Genomic DNA, 21,175 nt, shown 5'->3' with positions numbered 1-21,175 from the left:
TTATAAAGATTTTTGGCACTTATGTAAAAAAAATAAATTTTCTTGCAGAAATTGTATATTCTACCCTGTCCATCATACGGATTCTTCCCCTTCGTAGCTCCTGCCCTTGCTGAGGGAACAAGAGCTGGACAAACTATTAGTAACACAGCAACAGCGACTTACAACGATCCTAATAACCCCAACACAACTCTTAATACTACATCTAACCCAGTTGTGGTAACGGTGGCAGAAGTAGCAGGTATCACAATAACAAATGTTGGTGTAGTAGATAGCACACCAGCCGATGTAATTAAGGTTGGTGATACCCTTACTTACACATTCGCAATTAAGAACGTGGGTAACGACCCCACTAGATTCCGCATACCTAACCTAGCCACAACTACTGGACCTGTTGTTGCTGGCAACTTATCTTATAGTATCAATGGTAGTTATACACAGATACCTGGAACTGAAGTTATTACATCTTCAATCCCTGTGGGTGGAACAGTCTTGGTTCAAGTCCCAGTCACAGTCCAGGCTGGTGCTAATGCTAATGATGCGATTAACGTAAAAATTGGTGATACACCTAACAACGCTCAAAACGTACTCCGTGTTAACAATGGTGGTGACGTTTACACCGTAGATAACCCTGATGCTCCCACTATTATCGATGAAATACCTGGTGTACCAATTAACGGCACACGGGAAGCTAGTAACACACAGATAAGTACAGTTGTTGGTATTAATACTCCTGCATCAACAAACAATATGTCCTTGGCTACTTTGCTGAAAACTAATACTTACAGTAATAACAACACAACCAATAGTATCACGGACGATACAATTACTTACAATTTGAGTTTACGAGTTGAAGGTAGTGACGTAACTGGACTAGGAATCACACCACAACCACTTACCGGTTATGCAGGTATAACCGTTGATAGTGTCGCCAACAAGAATTACATTTTAGTTTCCGACGTAATTCCTGCTGGTACGGTATTATCAGCAGCACCTACTGCCCCAACTGGGTGGACAGCAGTTTATTCTACCGCCCCAGTTACTGGAGTAAAGCCACAGGATGTTGTATGGACTACAACTGCTCCTGTTTTGGGAACCGTAACAAGAGTCGGTTTCGTTAAAGAGACTCTTACTGCTGGTGATAATATTACTGCTGGTACTACTGTTACTGGCTTCGCTATTCCGCTTGCAATAACAGGAACACCAACAACATTGACTATTAACAGCATTGCTCAGTTAGTTGGTGAAACACCTGGTGCTGGTGCTGGTGCACCACCAGTGTATGACGAATCAGGTGACCAAAATCCCAGTAACTACAGTGGTTCTGCTGGTAACATGACACCTGGAGCAGCATCCACGAATGGTATTCTACCTACAAATGCAGCCGCTGTGCTTGCAAGTATCATCGATGGGGTTGCTAACCCAATCACCCAAGGAATTGACACAAATAACAATAATACTGGTACAGGACCTGGTGGTGAAGACAACCAACTGATAATTAGTGTAGTAACTACACCTACTACTGACGTACTCAATGGACCAGAAGGAGCGGCTAACGCTACAGGTCCAGGTGCAGATAATAATACTGACTTCACTAACAAGTCTTCCTTGATTCCAGCCGGGACAAATCCTGGTTCTACAATTGACCCAGCACCAGTCACTTTCAGTAACACAGTTCAAAATGATACTGGTGCTACCGCAGTTGTTACACTAGCACCAACCGTACCAGCAAATAAGTTTGATTTACCAACAGGGACAAAAGTAACTATTACTAATGGTGGTAATTCTGCTGTTTATCAATACAGTCAAACTGCTGCTATTCCATTCACCCTCATAACTGGCACCCAGATTTCCATTCCTAACGTTGCTGCTAATGGTACTGTTAACTATGGTGTGGAAGTAGATCTGCCAACTGGTACGAAGCTGTCAACAGATACCTTGACTGACTATACAGGTGATACAGAATGGGGCTATCCAGTACCTATTACCGCTACTATTGGTAATGCAACTAACATTACAATTGATAGGGTATATACTGGCTTCTTGCAATTGCTCAAGTTCTCGCGGATTGTCCTGGGAACTGGTCCAGCCGTGATAGGAAATCAAGGCAACTATAATACCACACCAGCTTATACTAATCCAGCTACAGGCCTAGTCATTGACCCTGATCCAACCGTAGCAGACGAAGCTAGAACACCATCTCCTGGTAACATTATTCAGTACGAAATCCGCTACAAGAATATATCTACTGCACAGGGTACTGGAACCAATAACGTGATTCTGCAGGCTCAGAACGTTGTGATTACTGAGGATGGTACTCTCAGCACTGTTCCTGGTGATGGTAAAAACAACTGGGCAAAAGATAATGATAGCGACGGTATCATTGATACCAGTAATATGGCATCAGCAACTACTGCTACTATTACTGTTAATAATAGTACTACTACTCCTAATCCTACTACTGTTACTACTACTCCCGCTGGTGACGGAGTTCTTGTTACCAAGTATGTAAATAGTCCTACTGGATCTATTGCACCACAAGATTCGGGAACATTGAACTTCCAACGCAAATTAAACTAGGAAACTATTTAGAGGGTGTTTGAAAAGTCATGATTGATGTATTTTTGAACCCTCTCGAACCCTCCCAAAAGCACCATAAGAGCAAGACGTTGTTCATTTCTTGCAATGTTTAAGTTAAGCGACAGCGCGACCAAACGCTCATGTTGGGTTTTCTACAAATCTTATTTCCCTCCTTTATAAGGGGGGACTAAGGGGGGTAAAAATGGATTTTTTCTTATTTCCCCTCTTTATAAGGGGGGACTAAGGGGGGTAAAACTGGATTTTTTCTTATTTCCCTCCTTTATAAGGGGGGACTAAGGGGGGTAAAAATGGATTTTTTCTTATTTCCCTCCTTTATAAGGGGGGACTAAGGGGGGTAAAAATGGATTTTTTCTTATTTCCCTCCTTTGTAAGGGGGGGACTAAGGGGGGTAAAAATCGTGACAACTGATTTTAAATAATAGGAAGTATAAAAATGAAACATTTTTCCATAGTTAGTTTAAGTGCTTGCGCCCTGGTCATTGCTGTACCTTTTATTAACCCTGTTACCGGAATAGCACTTATATCTCAGTCTACCAGTGCGCTTGCTCAAAGTAATAATCAAAATCAACCACTGGAGTTAAAACTGTCAGCAAAAAAACAGGTAATTAGTCAAGACAAACAAGGTAAGCAAATTAAAACCTGGGAATCTTTACAGAGTAATACTGTTAGTCCAGGGGACATTTTGCAATACACCTTGACAGGAATTAATAACGGTAATAAACCCATTGCAAATGTGACTCTTAATCCACTCATTCCTAAACAAACGGTGTATGTGTTGAATTCAATAAAGGTTTCTAATCAAGATGCCAAAGTGACATACAGTATTGACAATCAACGCACTTTTGTAGAAAAACCTACCGTGAAAGTAACTCGCAATGGTAAAATAGTCACCGAACCTGCACCAGCAAAGGCTTATACTCACATTCGGGTATTAATTCCGTCTATCCAGAGCAAAGAAACTTTTACCGCTGTTTATGAAACTCAAGTTCGTTAATGGTCAGTGGTTAATGGTCAGTGGTTAATGGTCAGTGGTTATTGGTCAGTGGTCAGTAGTCATGAACAACAAACAACTGACAACTGACAACGAACAACTGACAACCGACAAGAGTAATTTTTAAGTTATTAAAGATGAGATGTACCCGTGAATATTCATTGGCTAATCAAAATTTGGAATTTTCAAGGTGGTTGGTCGAAAATTCTAACCGCCTGTGTATTGCTGGGAAGTATGTTACAGACTAGTGTACCTGTAGCTGTTGCACAAACCCAACTGGGAAGACGATTTAATTTTAACAATCAAGCTAGTTATACCTACGGTTATCAAGATACTGATAAAAATAATCAGCCAGTAACTAAAATTGTTGAGGGGACTTCTATCATGGTTCCAGCGGATAACTCCTTGATTGACCCTATCGGCCAGATTCTTGGCTGTGGAGGGGCGCTTTTACCTGACTACACCGGGTTTTTCGTCAGTCTTCATGAACCTAGTGGACCAACAGGTACGGACCCAGGACAATTAGTTTCTTTGACAACCAGCGAAATTCCTGATATCCCTAACAATGGTGTACCAGCAGGAATACCACCAAATAGCAAAAACATTAATCCCTATCCCGTCGGTAATGACCCCATACAGTATAAAGGTGTGTATAACTTTTTGCTTGATGCTACAAAGAGTCAAGTTAATATCGGTAAAACCTACATTCTTGTAATTAATCCGCCTATTAATTCCATTTATCAGCAGCAAATGGTCAAATTAGAGATATTAAGTAATGCAAATAATATTGTTTCTTATAGGGCTACTTCTTTAGATGGTAAACCCATTAGCGTCAATAATAGTACCACCATTACAAATATACAAATCGTAAATAACGCTGCAACCGACCTATTAGGATTCAAGTTTGATCTGAGAATGTGCCAATCAAATCAAATACGCATCACAAAAACAGGCGATCGCGCTACAGCAGAACCAGGAGATACGGCGATTTATCGGATTTCAGCGAAAAATACCTCTCAAGATGTAGCGCTAAATAACATAGTAGTCACAGACATCTTACCACTAGGGTTTAGATTTCTACCTAATTCCGTACGAGCAGAATTAGATGGTAAGGTGGTAGATATTAAAACTACTCAAAATGGCAGTACCATCAAATTTAGTGCTAATACAACTATTGAAACTAATAAAAGTATTAATATAGCTTATGCCGTACAACTAACTAATGATGCTCAACGGGGGACAGGTCTAAACAGTGCTACTGTAATTTCAGCTAGAAAGGATGATCCTAATATAACCGTTAAAGATGGACCTGCAACACACTATTTGAAAGTTCGCGGGGGAATTACCAGTGATTGTGGAATAATTATCGGCCGGGTATTTGTCGATAAGAATTTTGACGGTGAACAACAACCAGGAGAACCAGGAATCCCCAATGCAGTCATTTATCTAGAAAATGGTAATCGTATAATTACTGATGCCAATGGTTTATTTTCCCTGATAAATGTTCTACCCGGCCCCCATACGGGAGTTTTAGATCTGAGCAGTTTACCAGGATACACCCTAGCGCCCAATCGAAAATTCAAAGAACGAAATAGTCAATCTCGCTTAGTACGAATAGCACCTGGTAGCATGGTAAAAATGAATTTTGCTGTTACTCCCACATTCCAAGAAGAGGGGGAAACACCATGAAATCTTTAGGTTATCATCACTATCTTATTAAACTACTAGTAGGAACTGTATTCTTGTCCCTTAGTTCCGCACTATCTCATGATTTAGCCAAAGCAGAAAATACAAATCAATTAACAAGCACCGAAAATCAAGAAGACAAAAGCGCGGATAGTAAATCTAGTCAAACTATAACTTCCCCCCGGTCAGAAAACACAAGAGAGACTAATATCACAGTTCCAGAAAAACTAGATACTCTTGTTTCCCCCCCTAGCAAAGAAGAACCGAGGGAGGCAAATATTCCCCTCACCAACGCCTTAGATTCCAACAAATCCATAGTTCAGGAATCCGTACCCACACCTATTCCCCTAGACCCAAACACCGAAAGTAGGGGCGAACGGCCGTTCGCCCCTACCAAAATTGTAAAAATTCTTACTCCTAAACCAGAGGAAGTTTTAAATAGCCTTTCCACTTCTGTCATTGTCCAATTTAGTCTTGGTAGTCAAATAGAATTACGAGTTAATGGACAGTTAGTAGAACAGTCCTTACTTGGCCGCACAGAAACCAATCCTGATACCAAACTAGTAACGCAAACTTGGTATGGTATCGGCTTAAAAGAAGGACAAAACGACCTATCTGCGACCATAGGAGAAAAAACCGACACAGTACAGATATCCGTCACAGGAGCAGCCACTCAATTAAAAATAGAAAGTCTGTCCAGTCGCATTCCCGCTGATGGTCGTTCTACCGCTATAATTCAGGGGCAACTATTAGATAAAGATGGTAATCGATCCAATCAAGACGCTGTTATAACTTTAACACCCACAGCCGGAAAATTCATTGATGCTGACCTTAATCCAGATCAACCCGGTTTTCAAGTCCAAGCCAAAGAGGGGCTATTTACCGCCAAATTACTAGCAGATAACAAAGCCCAGACGGTGAGAATTAGCGCCATTACCACGGGACTCGAAGCCTTTACCCAATTACAATTTGAAACTGCTTTACGTCCTAGTCTATTAACTGGTTTCATAGATCTACGACTCGGCGCAAAGGGTACAGACTATTATAGTCGGTATCGTGATTTCTTACCAGTTGATCGGAATAATGATCCGCAATTCGGTTTTAATTCTGCTATTTTTGCCACCGGTGCTATTGGTGAATGGTTGTTTACTGGTGCTTATAACAGTTCTCGCAGTTTAAATGAAGGTTGTGACTGTGATACTAATTTATTTGCTACCGGTTCTTCTAATAATCAGACTTACCCCGTTAATGGTGATAGTTCCAAATCCGAACTTGTTACCCCGTCCATTAGTAGTGTATTTGCGCGCTTAGAACGTTCCTCAAAAGTTCCCGGCGCTAATCCCGATTATTTGACCTGGGGTGATTATAATACTGAGGAATTTGCACGACCATCACAGCAGTTTACCTCCATCAGTCGCCAACTAAACGGCTTTAAATCAAATTATAACCTAGGCAGTCTAGCCATTACAGGATTTTATAGCCAATACGTTAAAGGTTTCCAACGAGATACCATAGCCCCGGACGGAACTAGTGGTTATTATTTCCTGTCCCGACGGATTTTAGTGGGTGGTAGTGAAAACATTTACCTAGAATTAGAAGAACTAAATCGTCCAGGAACGGTGCTCAAAAGGCAAAAATTAGAGCGCGGAACAGACTATGATATAGATTATGATCGGGGAACTGTACTTTTTAAATCGCCCATTTTTAGAACTGCTGTGAATGAATATGGACAAATACTAGTCCGCAAAATCATAGTTAGTTATGAATATGATGCCAAAAACTCCGACGGTCAAATTTATGCAAGTCGTCTGCAATATAACTTGAGTGGAGCAGACCAAAAACAAAGTTGGTTAGGAACAACCTTTTTACAAGAAAGTCAAGGTCTGCGAGAATTTCAGATTTATGGAGCAGATACCCAAATATCCTTTACAAACGCTGGTAAACTCACCGCAGAATATGCCCATTCTCGGAACACTTCCGAATTATTGGGACCAGTTAGCGGTCAAGCCTATCGTTTAGAACTAGAAGGACAGTTATTCTCATTTTTGACAGGACGGACTTATTATACTTCAGTAGATACAGGGTTTGCTAACAATGCCACGACCAGTTTTGTTCCTGGCCAAACTCGTTATGGAGTGCAAGCCGTAGGTAAGGTGACAAATAGTACAAATCTGCGGTGGCAATATGACCATGAAGATAATTTTGGACTTGCACCGGTGGCGAGGAATACCTTTGAAGAATTATTTACCCCCCAATCTCAAGCAACCACAGGAAGTGCTGTTAATAATTCACTAACTACTGTGACTGCGGGAGTACAACAGCGATTTGGTCAGTCTAGTGTAGATCTAGATTGGATTTATCGTCAACGTCAAGACAGGATGAGTTCTAGTAATTCTAACACCAATTCCCAACAATTGCGATCGCGGTTAAATGTACCTTTAGCTAAAAGTCTCACCTTCCAAGCCCAAAATGAGCTTAGTCTGACCAGTCAACAAGATAGTGTTTACCCGGCTCGTACTACCTTTGGATTGAATTGGGCTGCTATGTCTGGGGTTAATGTCAGTTTAAGTCATCAAATATTTAATGGTGGTCAATCTAGTGGTAACTCTGTCACCAGTTTAAATCTCAATGGTGAGCAAAAACTTGGCGCGGATACTTCTTTAACAGGACGGTATTCTATCGTTGGTAGTTCTAATGAAATGAGTACCCAGGGAGCTATTGGACTGAAAAACCGCCTAACTATTGCTCCGGGCTTGCTTTTAAATGTTGGTTATGAACACGTATTTGGTAGTTTCTTCAACCGTAACGCCAGTAGTCAACAATTTTCTCAACCCTTTGCTTTTGGACAAGCTGGTTCTTCCGTTAGTTTTAATAGTGGTGATAGTTATAGCGCTGGTTTGGAGTATACAGATAATCCTAACTTTCAAGCTAGTACCAAATACGAATATCGCAGTTCTGCTGGTGGGACAAATACTGTAATTACAAGCGGTATTACAGGTAAAGTTTCTCCTTCTTTGACGGCCTTAGCTCGTTATCAACAAGCTAGTTCAGCTAATCAAAATTTAGGTTTAGGAGATTCAGTAAATGTGAAAATGGGTTTGGCTTATCGTGATATTAATAGTGACCAATTTAACGCCTTATTCCGCTATGAATATCGTCAAAATCCCGCTACAATTCCTGATTCTATTCTTTTGGGTACAGGTACAGGTGCAACAGATCATACCTTTGCAGTGGAGACTATTTATGCTCCTAATTGGCAATGGGAATTTTATGGTAAATATGCCTTTCGCAATAGTACCTCCTATTTATCTAATGAATTGGTGGGGACAAGTTCTGTAAATCTGTCTCAACTCCGTGCTACCTATCGGTTAGGATACAGTCTAGATTTGGTAGGAGAATCGCGGTTAATTACTCAAGGTAATTATATGGAGACAGGATTTGTATTAGAAACTGGTTATTATCTAACTCCTAATTTGCGTTTAGCTGCTGGTTATGCTTTTGGTAAAGTTGAAGATAGAGACTTTTCAGGAAGTCGTGCTGCTGGAGGTGCTTATTTAGGATTGACCGTGAAACTTAATGAACTATTTGAAGGTTTTGGACTACAAAAGGTTGCTCCTAAACAACAACAGGAATCTGTTACTAAGGAGACCCCCCTTAGTCCCCCCTTGCTAAGGGGGGAAAGGTAACAATGAACTATTTGAAGGTTTTGGACTACAAAAGGTTGCTCCTAAACAACAACAGGAATCTGTTACTAAGGAGACCCCCCTTTCCCCTTGCTAAGGGGGGAAAGGTAACAATGACCCCTCTTTCTCCTTGCTAAGGGTGGAAAGGTAACAATGACCCCCCTTTCTCCTTGCTAAGGGTGGTCAGTGGTCAGTGGTCATTGGTCAGTGGTCAGTGGTCAGTGGTCAGTGGTCAGTGGTCAGTGGTTAGTGGTCAGTGGTCATGAACAACGAACAACGAACAACTGACAAATGACAAGGAACAAATAACAACGGACAACAAAGTATGATTTTATTAAAGTTAATTTTTATCTGGTCTACGGTGACTTCTCCGCGCTCTCTTGTCCGCAGAAAGTCTTTTAAATTATTGTGTTTTTTGGCGTTATTATTAATCTCTCTACCGCTGACAGTTTTAGCCCAATCTACAAATAAAGGACTAAAAATAATCGTCAATGGTAATGAAGATAGTCCCGTAACTCCTGATCTTGTTTTGACTTTGCGTGAGGCGATTTCTCTGGTTAATGGTAGTTTGAATATAAATCAGTTAAGTGATATTGAAAAAGCTCAAGTTAGCCCTAGTCAATATTCACAAATTGGGTTTAATTTACCCCCTAAACAAACTACAATCTATCTACAAGAAGTCTTACCACCTCTATCTATTCCTGGTTTAATTATTGATGGGACAACTCAGCCAGGATATAATCAAAAGCAGTCACCAACTACAGAAATTGCAGTTCCTAGACCAGTAGTTAGTATTACACCCGCTAACGGAGCAGAAGTTTATCGAGGTTTGACCATTACCGCTAATAATGTCACAGTTCGTGGTTTAAGTATTTATGGTTTTAATTCCTCTCACCGCGACACCGAAAGCTCTCCTCCAGCGGATATTTTTATCGCTCATTCTTTCATTCTACCTCTTACCTTCCAATTAAAACCCTATGGGGATAAAATTACAGAAACTGAAAATAATTCCCCTCCTGAAAATGTTGTTATTGAAAATAATTGGTTAGGAATTACCCCGGAGGCAAATATCCCGACTAGAACTTCTGCTTTTGGGGTATATGTATTTAATAGTGTGGGCACTAAAATCCATCGTAATCGTATTTCCTATCATGATGGTAGTGCAATAATTACAGGAATTAGTGCTAAGAATCTCAAAACTACTGAAAATATTATCACGGCTAATGGTATGGCCGGAATGCCAGATGCAATTCGCTTAGATGGTATGATTGATGGGTCAGAAGTTAGTAAAAATCTGATTTGTGGTAATGATGGTAGTGGGGTATTTTTATTTAAAACTCAGGGTTCTACTCGCATTTTCCAAAATCAAATTAAAGCCAATGCTCGGAGATTGAGAAGAGCAGCTATCTATCTCATGGGCAATAATCATCAAGTATATGATAATCAGATTAGTTATCAAGCTGGAGCGGGAATTGTCGTTGGTTCTTATCCTAAAAGTGATAAAAATATGATTCTCAATAATCAGTTTTGGAATTTGGAGGGGTTGAGTATTGACCTCAATTCTTTTCATAATGTTGAGAACATTGAGGTTCAACACTGGCAAAATGGAGATGGTCCAAACCCACAGCGCAATTCATCTAATCGTCGTTTAGATACGGCTAATGCTGCTATTAATACTCCACGATTTTTGAGTCGGGAATTTTTCTCAGGTCTGGGTTCTACTGTCGAAATTGATGGTATGGCTGACCCCTTTTCTCAAATTGATGTTTATTTGGTTAGTGGTAAGGATAATTATGGGACTTTAAATAAATTTTTGGCTGCTGGTAAGGCCGATAAACAAGGTAAGTTTAGTATAAGTTTGGCTAATTTACAAGGAGGTGATCGTATTAGTGCGATCGCTACTTTACCAGAATATGGGACTTCTGAACCGGCTTTTCCCTCTCTGGTTCGTGATTTGGCTGGAGGAATTAATTCTTCTGTCAATGGTCTACAAGTTCCTAGTCTTCAATGTCTCACCCCACCACCGGAAATACCACCAGAAATACCACCCACAATACCACCGACAATACCACACACAATACCACCCACAATACCACCAGAAATACCACCTACTCCCGTCAAACTTAAAGTTCCTAAAAATGTCCACTTTGCTTTAGATAAGTATAATATTAGTCCTGCCAGTGCGAAAGTTTTAAATAAAATTGCCCAGGTCTTACGTGATAATCCGTCAATTGTTGTAGAAATTTATGGACATACGGATACTCGTGCTAATGATAAATATAATATGCGATTGGGAGCAAATCGGGCTAAATCTACCAGAAACTATCTAATTCGTCAAGGAATAGCCCCAGAAAGGATGACTATTCGTTCTTTTGGTGAACGTAAACTATTAACCCCCGGAAGCGAAAAGTTAGATCATGCTCGTAACCGTCGCGCGGAGTTTATTTTCCAAGATATTCGCGGTATAGAAGTAATTGTACAAGAAGAGGATTTGCAGTTGGAATAAAGGTGGTCAGTGGTCAGTGGTCAGTGGTCAGTGGTCAGTGGTCAGTGGTCAGTGGTCAGTGGTTAGTGGTCAGTGGTCAGTGGTCAGTGGTTAGTGGTCAGTGGTTAGTGGTCAGTGGTCAGTGGTCAGTGGTCAGTGGTCAGTGGTCAGTGGTCAGTGGTCAGTGGTCATAAACAACGAACAACGAACAACGAACAACGAACAACGAACAACGGACAACGAACAACGGACAACGAACAACAAAACTTATGCTAAAAAAAAACAAAACGCCCTCCGGGAAATTATACCAAGAAATTAATTACCAGTCTGGCTTTTATGATCTGTGTATGGGGACAAAGCCTACAACCTGTAAGCGCTGAAGGTAGTAGAGATTTAGTTAAGAATTTCGGATACAGACCCTACACCGAATGGTTACCCGGTGTCAGCATTGCTGATATTCCCCGAAAAACACTCCTAAAAGTTCACGTGCAAGCAGGAGAAACCATTAACCTTGGCTCTAGCGTGCATACAAGTTTTGGTGGTGGTACACAAGATATTGTCTATAGAGATCCCAGTGGAACTACAGGTTCTTGCGATGTTCGATCTGATACTGGCTTTGGCTTTATTAACACGTTCGCTAAAGAAAGCAATGGTCCTTTCCCTCTTGCTGGTGGTTACACTCCTTGTACAATAACAGCCCCAGCAGCAGGTGTTTATGAAGTTGAGTTTCATGGTCCGTCGGAGACTTCAACGGCTAATCCTCCAGCTCGTGCGTATAATGTCCAATTTCCCACAGATGGGACTCAAGAGGCTACAGTAGCAGCTTGGGATATTACCGTCACCAGTGGTGGTGTTGAGCAACCGGGGCGGGTATTTACTAGCTATCTCTCCCTGAATATGGGAGGTAATTCCACTATTGCCTTACCTCAACTCGGACTCAATTCCATCCTTTTTGTGCAAACTAAAGATGGGTATCGCTATCAAGTTATACTAGATAGACTTGACCCTGGGAATTTTATCTTTTTTGGCAACAATCGAGGATTTATTGACAACTTCGATAATAGCAATCTTTACCGTTCTATCACAGCCCCCACTGAAGATCTGAACTTTAACGGTAATGTGGGACTTCATTTACCAACACTTGCAGATACACCTACAAACGTTACCCATAGAGTCTTTTTTAATAGACCTGATAGCGTGACATTAGGGGGTTTAGGGATTCCACTCACAGCGATTCTCCCTCAAGCTCCAGCTGATTTTAAATTCACAGGTATAGCTGGAAACACTACTAAAGTTAATCAGGGAGGAATTTTTACCTTCACTACTAATCAATTTGGTAGATATCAAATTGTTATTGATACTAACCAGGATAATATTTATGGCAATAGCAATGACCGCATTTTGACAGGAGGTATAGTATCCGGTCTAAATACTGTCAACTGGAACGGAAGAGACCAAGCTGATACTGCTCTACCTGTGGGAATTTATAATGCCAAGATTTACGTTACTGCTGGAGAATATCACTTTCCCCTGTTAGACGCTGAGAGCAATCAAAATGGGCTTAGAATCATCATGGAAAACGCTCCTGGAGCTTTTAACAATACCGCGAAAGATTATGATGGTGCTGATATAGACAACAGTACCGTATACTACGACGATAGTAACTATACAACTAAAAATGGTACACCTGTTAATTTAGATAGGAGGAATACAAATGAAATTGCTTCTGATCCCCGTAATGCTCTTCAAGGGCGTAGCAGTAGTGCATTTGGACGGCATCAATGGTTAAACTTGTACGGTAACCTAAGGGGTATGGATACTTGGATATATTTCTTAGATCCGGCCGGAACTGCTACTCCAATCGTCATTGTTGCTGCACTTCCCAACATTACCGGAACTAAAAAAGTAGAATTTAAAACAGATGCCGATGGTAGTGGCTCAGTGACAATAGGTGATAAGATGGAATACACCATTACTTATACTAATACTGGTGATGGTGACGCTAATAACTTTGTAATTAAAGACACTTTACCAACCCAGTTGACTTATGTACCTAACTTACCTGACAGCTTATCCATTGTTTCCCAGACTCCAGGAAACACCTTGGGAATTAATGGTAGTTACAATGGTACTACTGATGTTAATCTGATTAGTCCTGGTACTTTGCGTGCAGGTGATACAATCACTATTAGACTTCAAGCTACAGTTAATGCTGTTGCTGCTAATATTAGTAACCAAGCGAAAGCTGATTTTACTCCAGCTAATACAAGTAGTGTTGTTACTACCTTAACAGATGCAGTATCAACTGCTGGTAGTGTTACTAACCCAACAACAGGTGGACAGATTGTTACACAAATTGCAAACAACGGTATAGAAACGGGTAATGATCCTAGTAAGACTGAGGATGATGATCCTACTTTATTTACATCTGTGAATAATCCGCCAAAGTTACTATTAGTGAAAAGAATTACGGCTCTTAATGGTGATTCTACTAACTTTAATGTATTTGATCCTTTAGACGCAACAAATCAGGTAAGCAGTAATTGGCCTAGTGGTAATACCACTTATCTACGGGGAAAAATTAATGGTGGTCAAGTTGAACCGGGGGACATTTTAGAATATACCATTTACTTCCTGTCTGCGGGTGGTGTGCCAGCAGCGAATACGAAGATCTGCGATTTAGTACCAGATGGTCTTGAGTTTGTACCTACAGGTTTCAATACTGATATTAGTATTCCTCCTAATACAGGGTCAGATTTCGGTATTGTTTTGGGTTGGAATTCTACTAACATTGGTAGTTTACCTTCACCGGCTACACCTTTAAACGGAGCATCTTTATTGAGATTAACAGGTGTAGGGGATGGAGATGGAGGTGAATTTTTCGCGGCTGGTGCTACACCCAGTACAACCTGTACAGCAACGAATACAAATGGTGCAGTTGTCGTAGTAGTTGGTGGTACAACAGCAGCAACGGGAATACCCAAGGCCACAGCACCGGGAACGCCAACAGGTGCTTATGGTTTCTTTCGTTTTAGGGCTAAGGTAAAATAAACAGCTTAATGTTCAATTTTCTGATCTCAGTACATACTTATACCCTTTTTCCTTCCCATTCCTCATTTCCTCTCCAGAAATAATGAAACAGTTATTACCAAAATCTCTTATGCTATATTAAACTTCGATAAACTGGAAAACCGTATGAAATATAACATAATATCTATGTATTCCTAGATAAATACTAGGATATCTATGGTTTTTAAGGTTTAATAAAGACTAAATCTAGTATTATCGAAAAGTCGGAAATTAGGTGTGGTGTGGAAATTAAGAGAGGAGTGAATTAAATGGATTTACGTGGAGATGCCTTAAAAATCCTCAAGGATACCAGTAGAACTTTTTATATCCCGATTAGTATTTTACCGTCAGGACTACAGGAGGCGGTAGCGTCAGCGTATTTGTGTATGCGAGCCATTGACCAAATTGAAGATGATCCAAATCTGGATAATGGTACTAAAAAACGCCTGTTACAAAATATTAGTTTAACATTGCAATCGGGAGTAGATGGTTTTCCGCTGGATGCTTTTGCGGTAGGGTTTAAAGGTTACGAAAATTCTTTACAAGAGGTGAGTTTACGCATTAGGGAATGGTCAATATTAGCACCGGAAAGCATTGCTCCGCGGATTTGGGATGCAACTGCGGCCATGGCTGATAGAATGGCTTATTGGGCGGATAGGAATTGGCAAATAAAAACAGAAACGGATTTAGACCGTTATACATTTAGTGTAGCTGGGGCTGTGGGCTTGTTACTGTCTGATTTATGGAATTGGTATGATGGAACTGAAAGTAACCGCACTCAAGCCATAGGGTTTGGGAGGGGTTTACAAGCGGTGAATATTCTGCGGAACAGTGGTGAGGATTTAAGTCGTGGGGTGAGTTTTTACCCAGTAGGTTGGGATAATGAGACTCTCCAAAAATATGCCCGTCGTAATCTGATTTTAGCAGATGCTTATACCAAATCTTTGCCAATGGGACCGGCTTTGCAATTTTGCCAAATTCCTCTGGCTTTAGCTCATGGTACTCTGGATGCTTTGGCTAATGGTAGGGAAAAACTCAGCCGTAGTGATGTTGTTTCCCTGATTGAAAACCTCATGGGTGTGAATGCTAAAGCTAGTTAACTCAAGTTGCTATCTGGTTGAGACTGGTAATGGGTAATGGGTAATTGGTGATATAGCAATTCCCAAGCTCATTGACCGAAAACGGGACACAAGCCCCGTCCTTCTAGGACGGCTTTATGTTAAAATTTGGTCATAGTCGCCTTATGGCATTGGGAGACTTTAAACGGACATGGAGAGACGATAAGACCACTTGTGGCGTGTTTCATTGAAGTGTCAAGAATCACCGCACCTTCAGGTCAATGAGTATGTCAAAAGTAAAAAATTTGTGTGTGTGTGAGATATGAAAACTACTTTATTTTTGAGTCCACCGTCCTTTGATGGTTTTGATGGTGGTGCGGGGGCGCGGTATCAAGCAAAACGGGAAATTACTTCTTTTTGGTATCCGACTTGGTTAGCCCAACCTGCGGCCTTAGTGCCTGGTAGTAGGTTAGTTGATGCACCTCCCCATGGACAGACGGTGGAGGGTGTGTTAAAAATTGCCAAGGATTACGAATTGGTAATTATGCACACTAGTACACCGTCTTTAGAGAATGATGTTAAGTGTGCGGAAGCTATCAAACAGCAAAACCCCAATGTACAAATTGGCTTTGTGGGGGCGCACGTTGCGGTTTTACCAGGGGAAACTTTACAGGAAAATCCGGTAATTGATTTTGTTTGTCGCAATGAGTTTGATTATACTTGTAAGGAGTTGGCCGAGGGGAAACCTTGGGAGGAAATCAAGGGTTTGAGTTATCGGGATAAGTTGGGTAATATTCATCACACGGAGGAGCGGGCTTTAATTCATGATTGGGACGCTATGCCGAGTGTATTACCAGTTTATGCCCGTGATTTAGATATTAGCAAGTATTTCATAGGTTATTTGCAACATCCTTACATATCTTTTTATACTGGGCGGGGTTGTCCAGCGAAATGTACTTTTTGTTTGTGGCCGCAAACTATTGGCGGACATTTATACCGTCATAAAAGCCCGGATGCGGTAGGACGAGAAATGGAGGAAGCCAAGGTTTTATTTGGTGACAAAGTGCGGGAATATATGTTTGATGATGATACTTTTACCATTGACAAACATCGAGCGATCGCTATTAGTAAACACATGAAGCGACTCAATCTAACTTGGAGTTGTAATGCTCGGGCAAATTTAGATTATGATACTCTGAAGACCTTACGGGATAATGGTTTAAGGTTATTATTGGTAGGTTTTGAATCTGGTAATCAAGAGGTTCTGAATAATATCAAGAAGGGTATTAAATTAGAAGTGGCGCGAGAATTTATGAAGAATTGCCACAAATTGGGTATTACTGTCCATGGGACATTTATTATTGGCTTACCGATAGAAACGAAAGAGACTGTAGAAGAAACAATTCGTTTTGCTTGTGAGTTGAGTCCCCATACAATTCAAGTTTCTATTGCTGCACCTTATCCGGGTACAGAATTGTATGAACAAGCGCGGGAAAATGGTTGGTTTGCGAATGAGTCGTTAGTAGCAAGTTCCGGTATTCAAACTTCAACTTTGCAATATCCCAGTCTTTCCAGTGGGGAAATTGAAGACGCGGTAGAAAAAATGTATCGCAAGTTTTATTTCCGTCCTAAAGCAATTATTCCAATTGTGCGGGAAATGCTGGGAGATAGACAAATGTTAGTGCGTCGTTTGCGGGAAGGTAAGGAGTTCTTTGGTTATTTGAATGAACGTCGAACTCAGTCAGTCGCACACGCGCAACCTAAGAAAACTGCTGTTGTTTAGGTTGTATAATGTAATGATGGCTAATTTATTGTCATCATAATTAATTGTAGGGATGAGGTTAATTTCGTCCTTACTACTACACAAAATTTTGAATTAATATGCAAAGTAATTTTGCTGCTTACTACCAAACAGAATTTGGCGCTGCTTATTTAGGAAATAGTCTGGAATTAATGACAGATATTCCTGATGAAAGTATAGATTTAATTTGTACATCTCCACCATTTGCACTACTTAGAAAAAAAGAATATGGTAACGTTGATGCTGATGAATATGTAGAATGGTTCAAAGATTTTGCAGTACAATTTCACCGCATTCTCAAACCTACAGGTTCATTAGTAATTGATATTGGTGGGAGTTGGGTTAAGGGAATACCAGTTCGTTCTCTTTATCATTTTGAACTTGTTGTTTCTCTGTGTAAACCACAAAAAAAGGGTGGATTAGGTTTTTATTTAGCACAAGAATTATATTGGTATAATCCCGCAAAACTTCCTACTCCCGCAGAATGGGTAACAGTTCGCAGAGAAAGAGTTAAAGATGCTGTAAATACTGTTTGGTGGCTGTCTAAAGAACCCCATCCTAAAGCTAATAATAGAAGAGTTTTAAAACCTTATAGTCAAGCAATGAAAAATCTTCTTAAAAATGGCTATAAACCTAAATTAAGACCATCAGGCCATGATATTTCTGATAAATTTAGTAATGATAGAGGTGGTGCTATTCCCCCTAATATTATTGATGGACGTTCTAGTATAGATCAAGAGGAAATGGGACAACCAACTCCAATTCCAGAAGATTTATTTTTAGCAGTTAACATGATTTCTGCTTCTAATACTGCTTCCAATGATTATTATCAAATACGCTGTAAAGAGGAAGGTTTTAAACCACATCCAGCTAGATTTCCTCAAGCTTTACCAGAGTTTATTATTAATCTTTGTACTGAACCAGGAGATATTGTCTTAGATCCTTTTGCTGGTTCTAATATGACAGGTAGAGTGGCAGAAACATTACAAAGAAAATGGTTGTCTTTTGAAATAGATGAAAATTATGTTAAAAGTTCACAATTGAGATTTGAAAAAAATGCTCCTTTGGTTGTTGAACTCCCAGCAGATTTATTAGCTATTGATTTAGAAAATTCTTTTAGTAAATCACAGACTATTCAGTTAGGATTATTTTAACAGCATTGACAAATTAAATTTTACTATGTTAGGTAAATAGCAAATGGAATCAAACAACAATACCAAAAAATTAAAAAAATTTACTTATGGAGATCAATTTGATCCAAAGAAATTCTCATTAATTGAAATTCTAGAATTATGTAAAAAGTGTCAACCCAATCGGGATATTCTAGAAGCTAGTATTGCTGAACGTTATTTTTCTCAACATTCTCAACAAACATCATCTAAACTAGCATCAGAAAATATTGGTAAATTGGCAAAGAATTGTTTCTTATCAATTAAAGCATATCAACTAATTGAAGACTTACAGGAATCACGTCAATATAAACTTACTTCTCTAGCGGAAGAATTTTTATATAATACTGATAATAGTGTAAATCAAAAATTTGCAGTTCATATATTAAATAATTTAGGAGGTATGGCTTTATTAAAAGCCATTGATGCGCTTAATAGTCGAGGAGAAGAACCACAATTAGAAGCAATTAACTATGAATTACAAGAAAGGGGATATAAAATATCTCCTGGTGGTACTGTTGTAAGTACCATGAGAAGTTGGTTATCTCTAGCAGGTGTTTTTGAAAGGAAAACGGAAATTAATTGGGATATTGTTTCTGATATTTTAGGTATTAATAAAGATTTTATTGATGAACTTTATGCACTAAATCCAGAGCAAAAACACTTTTTATTGAGTCTACTAAACTTAAATATACAAGAATTTACACCAGCTAATAAAATAGCACAACATACAAGAAGTATTTATAAATTAAGACTCACAACTAAAAATTTAGTGAAAGATGTAATTCAACCACTGGTAAATTTTGGGTTAATAGAAACAGAAAAAACTACAGATGGTAGAGGTGCTAAACCTAATAATGTCCGATTAAGTAACAAAGCTAGAACGGAAATATTAACACCATTATTAAAATCTATTGCTAATGAAACGAGAATTTCAGAGATTGAACTTAATCGCACTTTTGATGATGTTGTCAATGAATTAAATCATCCAGATAAACATATAAAAGGTAAAGCATTAGAACTTCTAGCAATTTGGATGATTCGTCTTACCAGTTTAAGGTTTACAAAATGGCGTAATAGAGATATTGGCAAAGGAGAAGTTGATGTTTTAGCAGCTTCCGATAGGTTTGTTTATAGTCGTTGGCAAATTCAATGTAAAAATACAGCTAAAGTTGATATTGATGTTTTAGCTAAAGAAATAGGTTTGACATTTGTTACAGGGGCAGATGTAGTTATGATTGTGACGACTGGAGAGTTTACAAGAGAGGCTTATCAATATGCTTATAGAATGATGGATGTATCTCGTTATTATATGATTCTGTTACAAAAAGATGATATTGAGGCTATTAAGAAAGATAAAACAAGTATTGTAGAAATTTTGGATCGAAAAGCTAGAAGAGTATTTTCTAAAAAAGAACTGGATATCTCAGATGAAGAATTAAATGAAATTGAACAAGAAGAAGATTCGATAGATGAATTGATAGAAGATGATTAAGATAATTTTTATAAAAAGACAATTCTAGTACAATTAGTGGATAATTAATCCTATGAATAAATCTCATTTTCTTGTTATTAATGCTGATGATTTCGGATTTTCCCATGATGTGAATGCTGCTATTATTCAAGCTCACGAAGAAGGTATTTTAACTAGCACTAGTTTAATGGTAACTGGTGATGCTGCACAAGAGGCGATCGCTTTAGCAAAAAATCATCCTCATTTAGCAGTTGGTTTACATCTGGTTTTAGTTTGCGGTAAATCTGTTTTACCACCAGCACAAATTCCCCATTTAGTAGACTCTCAAGGTAATTTTTCCCATAACCCCACCCAAGCAGGATTAAACTATCAATTTAATCAAGCTACCCGTGCAGAATTGCGGTTAGAAATAGCTGCTCAATTAGAAAAATTCCGTGATTCTGGTTTAAATCTGTCTCATGTTGATGGACATTTACACCTTCATGTACATCCTGTTATTTTGAATATTTTAACAGAATTTGCAGGAGAATTTCAGATTAAATTTATTCGTTTACCTTCAGAAGAATTGACAAAAAATCTCAAAATTGATAGACGGAATTTATTAATTAAAATAGTTTGGTCTATTGTGTTTGGACAATTAAGAAATTATGGAGAAAGTTTATTAAAAGCTCATAATATTAAATTTGCTGATAGGGTTTATGGATTATTACAAACTGGTAACATGAGTGAAGAATATTTACTGAGTTTGATACCGCAAATTGAAGCCGAGTTAGTAGAAATTTATGCTCATCCTGCTTTAGTGAATACAGATATAAATAACGGTGGTGAAATAGAATTAAAAGCTTTGTTAAGTCATAAAGTGCGGGAATTGCTGACTGTGAAGGGGTTTGAGTTGAGTAATTGTGCAAAAGTGACTTGTTTATAATTCAGATATTCATAAAACTTAATAGTACAAGATAATTTTTGCTGTACATAAGTCATATTACTTAATATTACTTAATATTACTTAAAAAAAATTATTTTTTTGATATAAAAAACATATACTGATTCAGAAGTGTTGAATGTTAAGAAAAGCCTGATAAAAATAGCCAAAAATATGTTAAATTTTGGGCGAAGGATTAAAATATTTTGATTAACCATGATCATAAACTCATTTCCCAAG

General features: G+C 39.0%; 13 protein-coding genes. All 13 read left to right on the top strand.

The genetic code is table 11. From position 1 onward, the window contains the following. The first annotated feature begins 42 nt into the window (after window positions 1-42). Window positions 43-2,577, top strand: coding sequence for a beta strand repeat-containing protein (locus tag H6G44_RS17880; RefSeq protein ID WP_190595381.1), 2,535 nt, complete (start codon window positions 43-45; stop codon window positions 2,575-2,577). Between the two features lie 453 nt (window positions 2,578-3,030). Continuing rightward, complete coding sequence (locus H6G44_RS17875; RefSeq protein ID WP_190387874.1) at window positions 3,031-3,591, top strand: DUF11 domain-containing protein; 561 nt, start codon at window positions 3,031-3,033, stop codon at window positions 3,589-3,591. Window positions 3,592-3,822: 231 nt separating this feature from the next. After that, complete coding sequence (locus H6G44_RS17870) at window positions 3,823-5,277, top strand: isopeptide-forming domain-containing fimbrial protein (protein WP_190387883.1); 1,455 nt, start codon at window positions 3,823-3,825, stop codon at window positions 5,275-5,277. Beyond that, window positions 5,274-8,960, top strand: a complete 3,687-nt coding sequence (locus H6G44_RS17865) for a TonB-dependent receptor (RefSeq protein ID WP_190387873.1) — start codon at window positions 5,274-5,276, stop codon at window positions 8,958-8,960. The genes H6G44_RS17870 and H6G44_RS17865 overlap by 4 nt, the downstream gene beginning before the upstream one ends. Before the next feature lie 322 nt (window positions 8,961-9,282). Further along, window positions 9,283-11,463: an OmpA family protein gene (locus H6G44_RS17860; RefSeq protein ID WP_190387872.1), complete on the top strand. Its 2,181-nt coding sequence runs from the start codon at window positions 9,283-9,285 to the stop codon at window positions 11,461-11,463. A gap of 2 nt (window positions 11,464-11,465) precedes the next feature. After that, window positions 11,466-11,636, top strand: a complete 171-nt coding sequence (locus H6G44_RS17855) for a hypothetical protein (protein WP_190387871.1) — start codon at window positions 11,466-11,468, stop codon at window positions 11,634-11,636. Beyond that, window positions 11,627-11,761: a hypothetical protein gene (locus tag H6G44_RS20565; RefSeq protein WP_276513885.1), complete on the top strand. Its 135-nt coding sequence runs from the start codon at window positions 11,627-11,629 to the stop codon at window positions 11,759-11,761. The genes H6G44_RS17855 and H6G44_RS20565 overlap by 10 nt, the downstream gene beginning before the upstream one ends. A gap of 17 nt (window positions 11,762-11,778) precedes the next feature. Next, entirely contained in the window at window positions 11,779-14,493 is a 2,715-nt protein-coding gene (locus tag H6G44_RS17850) for an isopeptide-forming domain-containing fimbrial protein (RefSeq protein ID WP_190387870.1), read from the top strand. A gap of 287 nt (window positions 14,494-14,780) precedes the next feature. Further along, window positions 14,781-15,611 (top strand): squalene/phytoene synthase family protein, encoded by an 831-nt coding sequence (locus tag H6G44_RS17845; RefSeq protein ID WP_190387869.1) that lies wholly within the window; start codon window positions 14,781-14,783, stop codon window positions 15,609-15,611. Window positions 15,612-15,891: 280 nt separating this feature from the next. After that, complete coding sequence (gene hpnJ / locus H6G44_RS17840) at window positions 15,892-17,352, top strand: hopanoid biosynthesis associated radical SAM protein HpnJ (protein ID WP_190387868.1); 1,461 nt, start codon at window positions 15,892-15,894, stop codon at window positions 17,350-17,352. A 98-nt stretch (window positions 17,353-17,450) separates the two neighbouring features. Then, a complete protein-coding gene (locus H6G44_RS17835) occupies window positions 17,451-18,524 on the top strand; it encodes a DNA-methyltransferase (protein ID WP_190387867.1) in 1,074 nt (357 codons plus the stop codon). A gap of 43 nt (window positions 18,525-18,567) precedes the next feature. Then, window positions 18,568-20,034, top strand: a complete 1,467-nt coding sequence (locus H6G44_RS20430) for a restriction endonuclease (RefSeq protein WP_242031786.1) — start codon at window positions 18,568-18,570, stop codon at window positions 20,032-20,034. Window positions 20,035-20,086: 52 nt separating this feature from the next. Next, entirely contained in the window at window positions 20,087-20,938 is an 852-nt protein-coding gene (hpnK, locus tag H6G44_RS17825; protein ID WP_190387866.1) for a hopanoid biosynthesis-associated protein HpnK, read from the top strand. The last annotated feature ends 237 nt before the right edge of the window (window positions 20,939-21,175 follow it).

Origin of the sequence: Aphanizomenon flos-aquae FACHB-1287 (assembly GCF_014698755.1) — a bacterium.
In the GTDB taxonomy this organism is placed as follows: domain Bacteria; phylum Cyanobacteriota; class Cyanobacteriia; order Cyanobacteriales; family Nostocaceae; genus Dolichospermum; species Dolichospermum flosaquae.
This window is presented reverse-complemented; position numbering and strand designations above follow the sequence as displayed.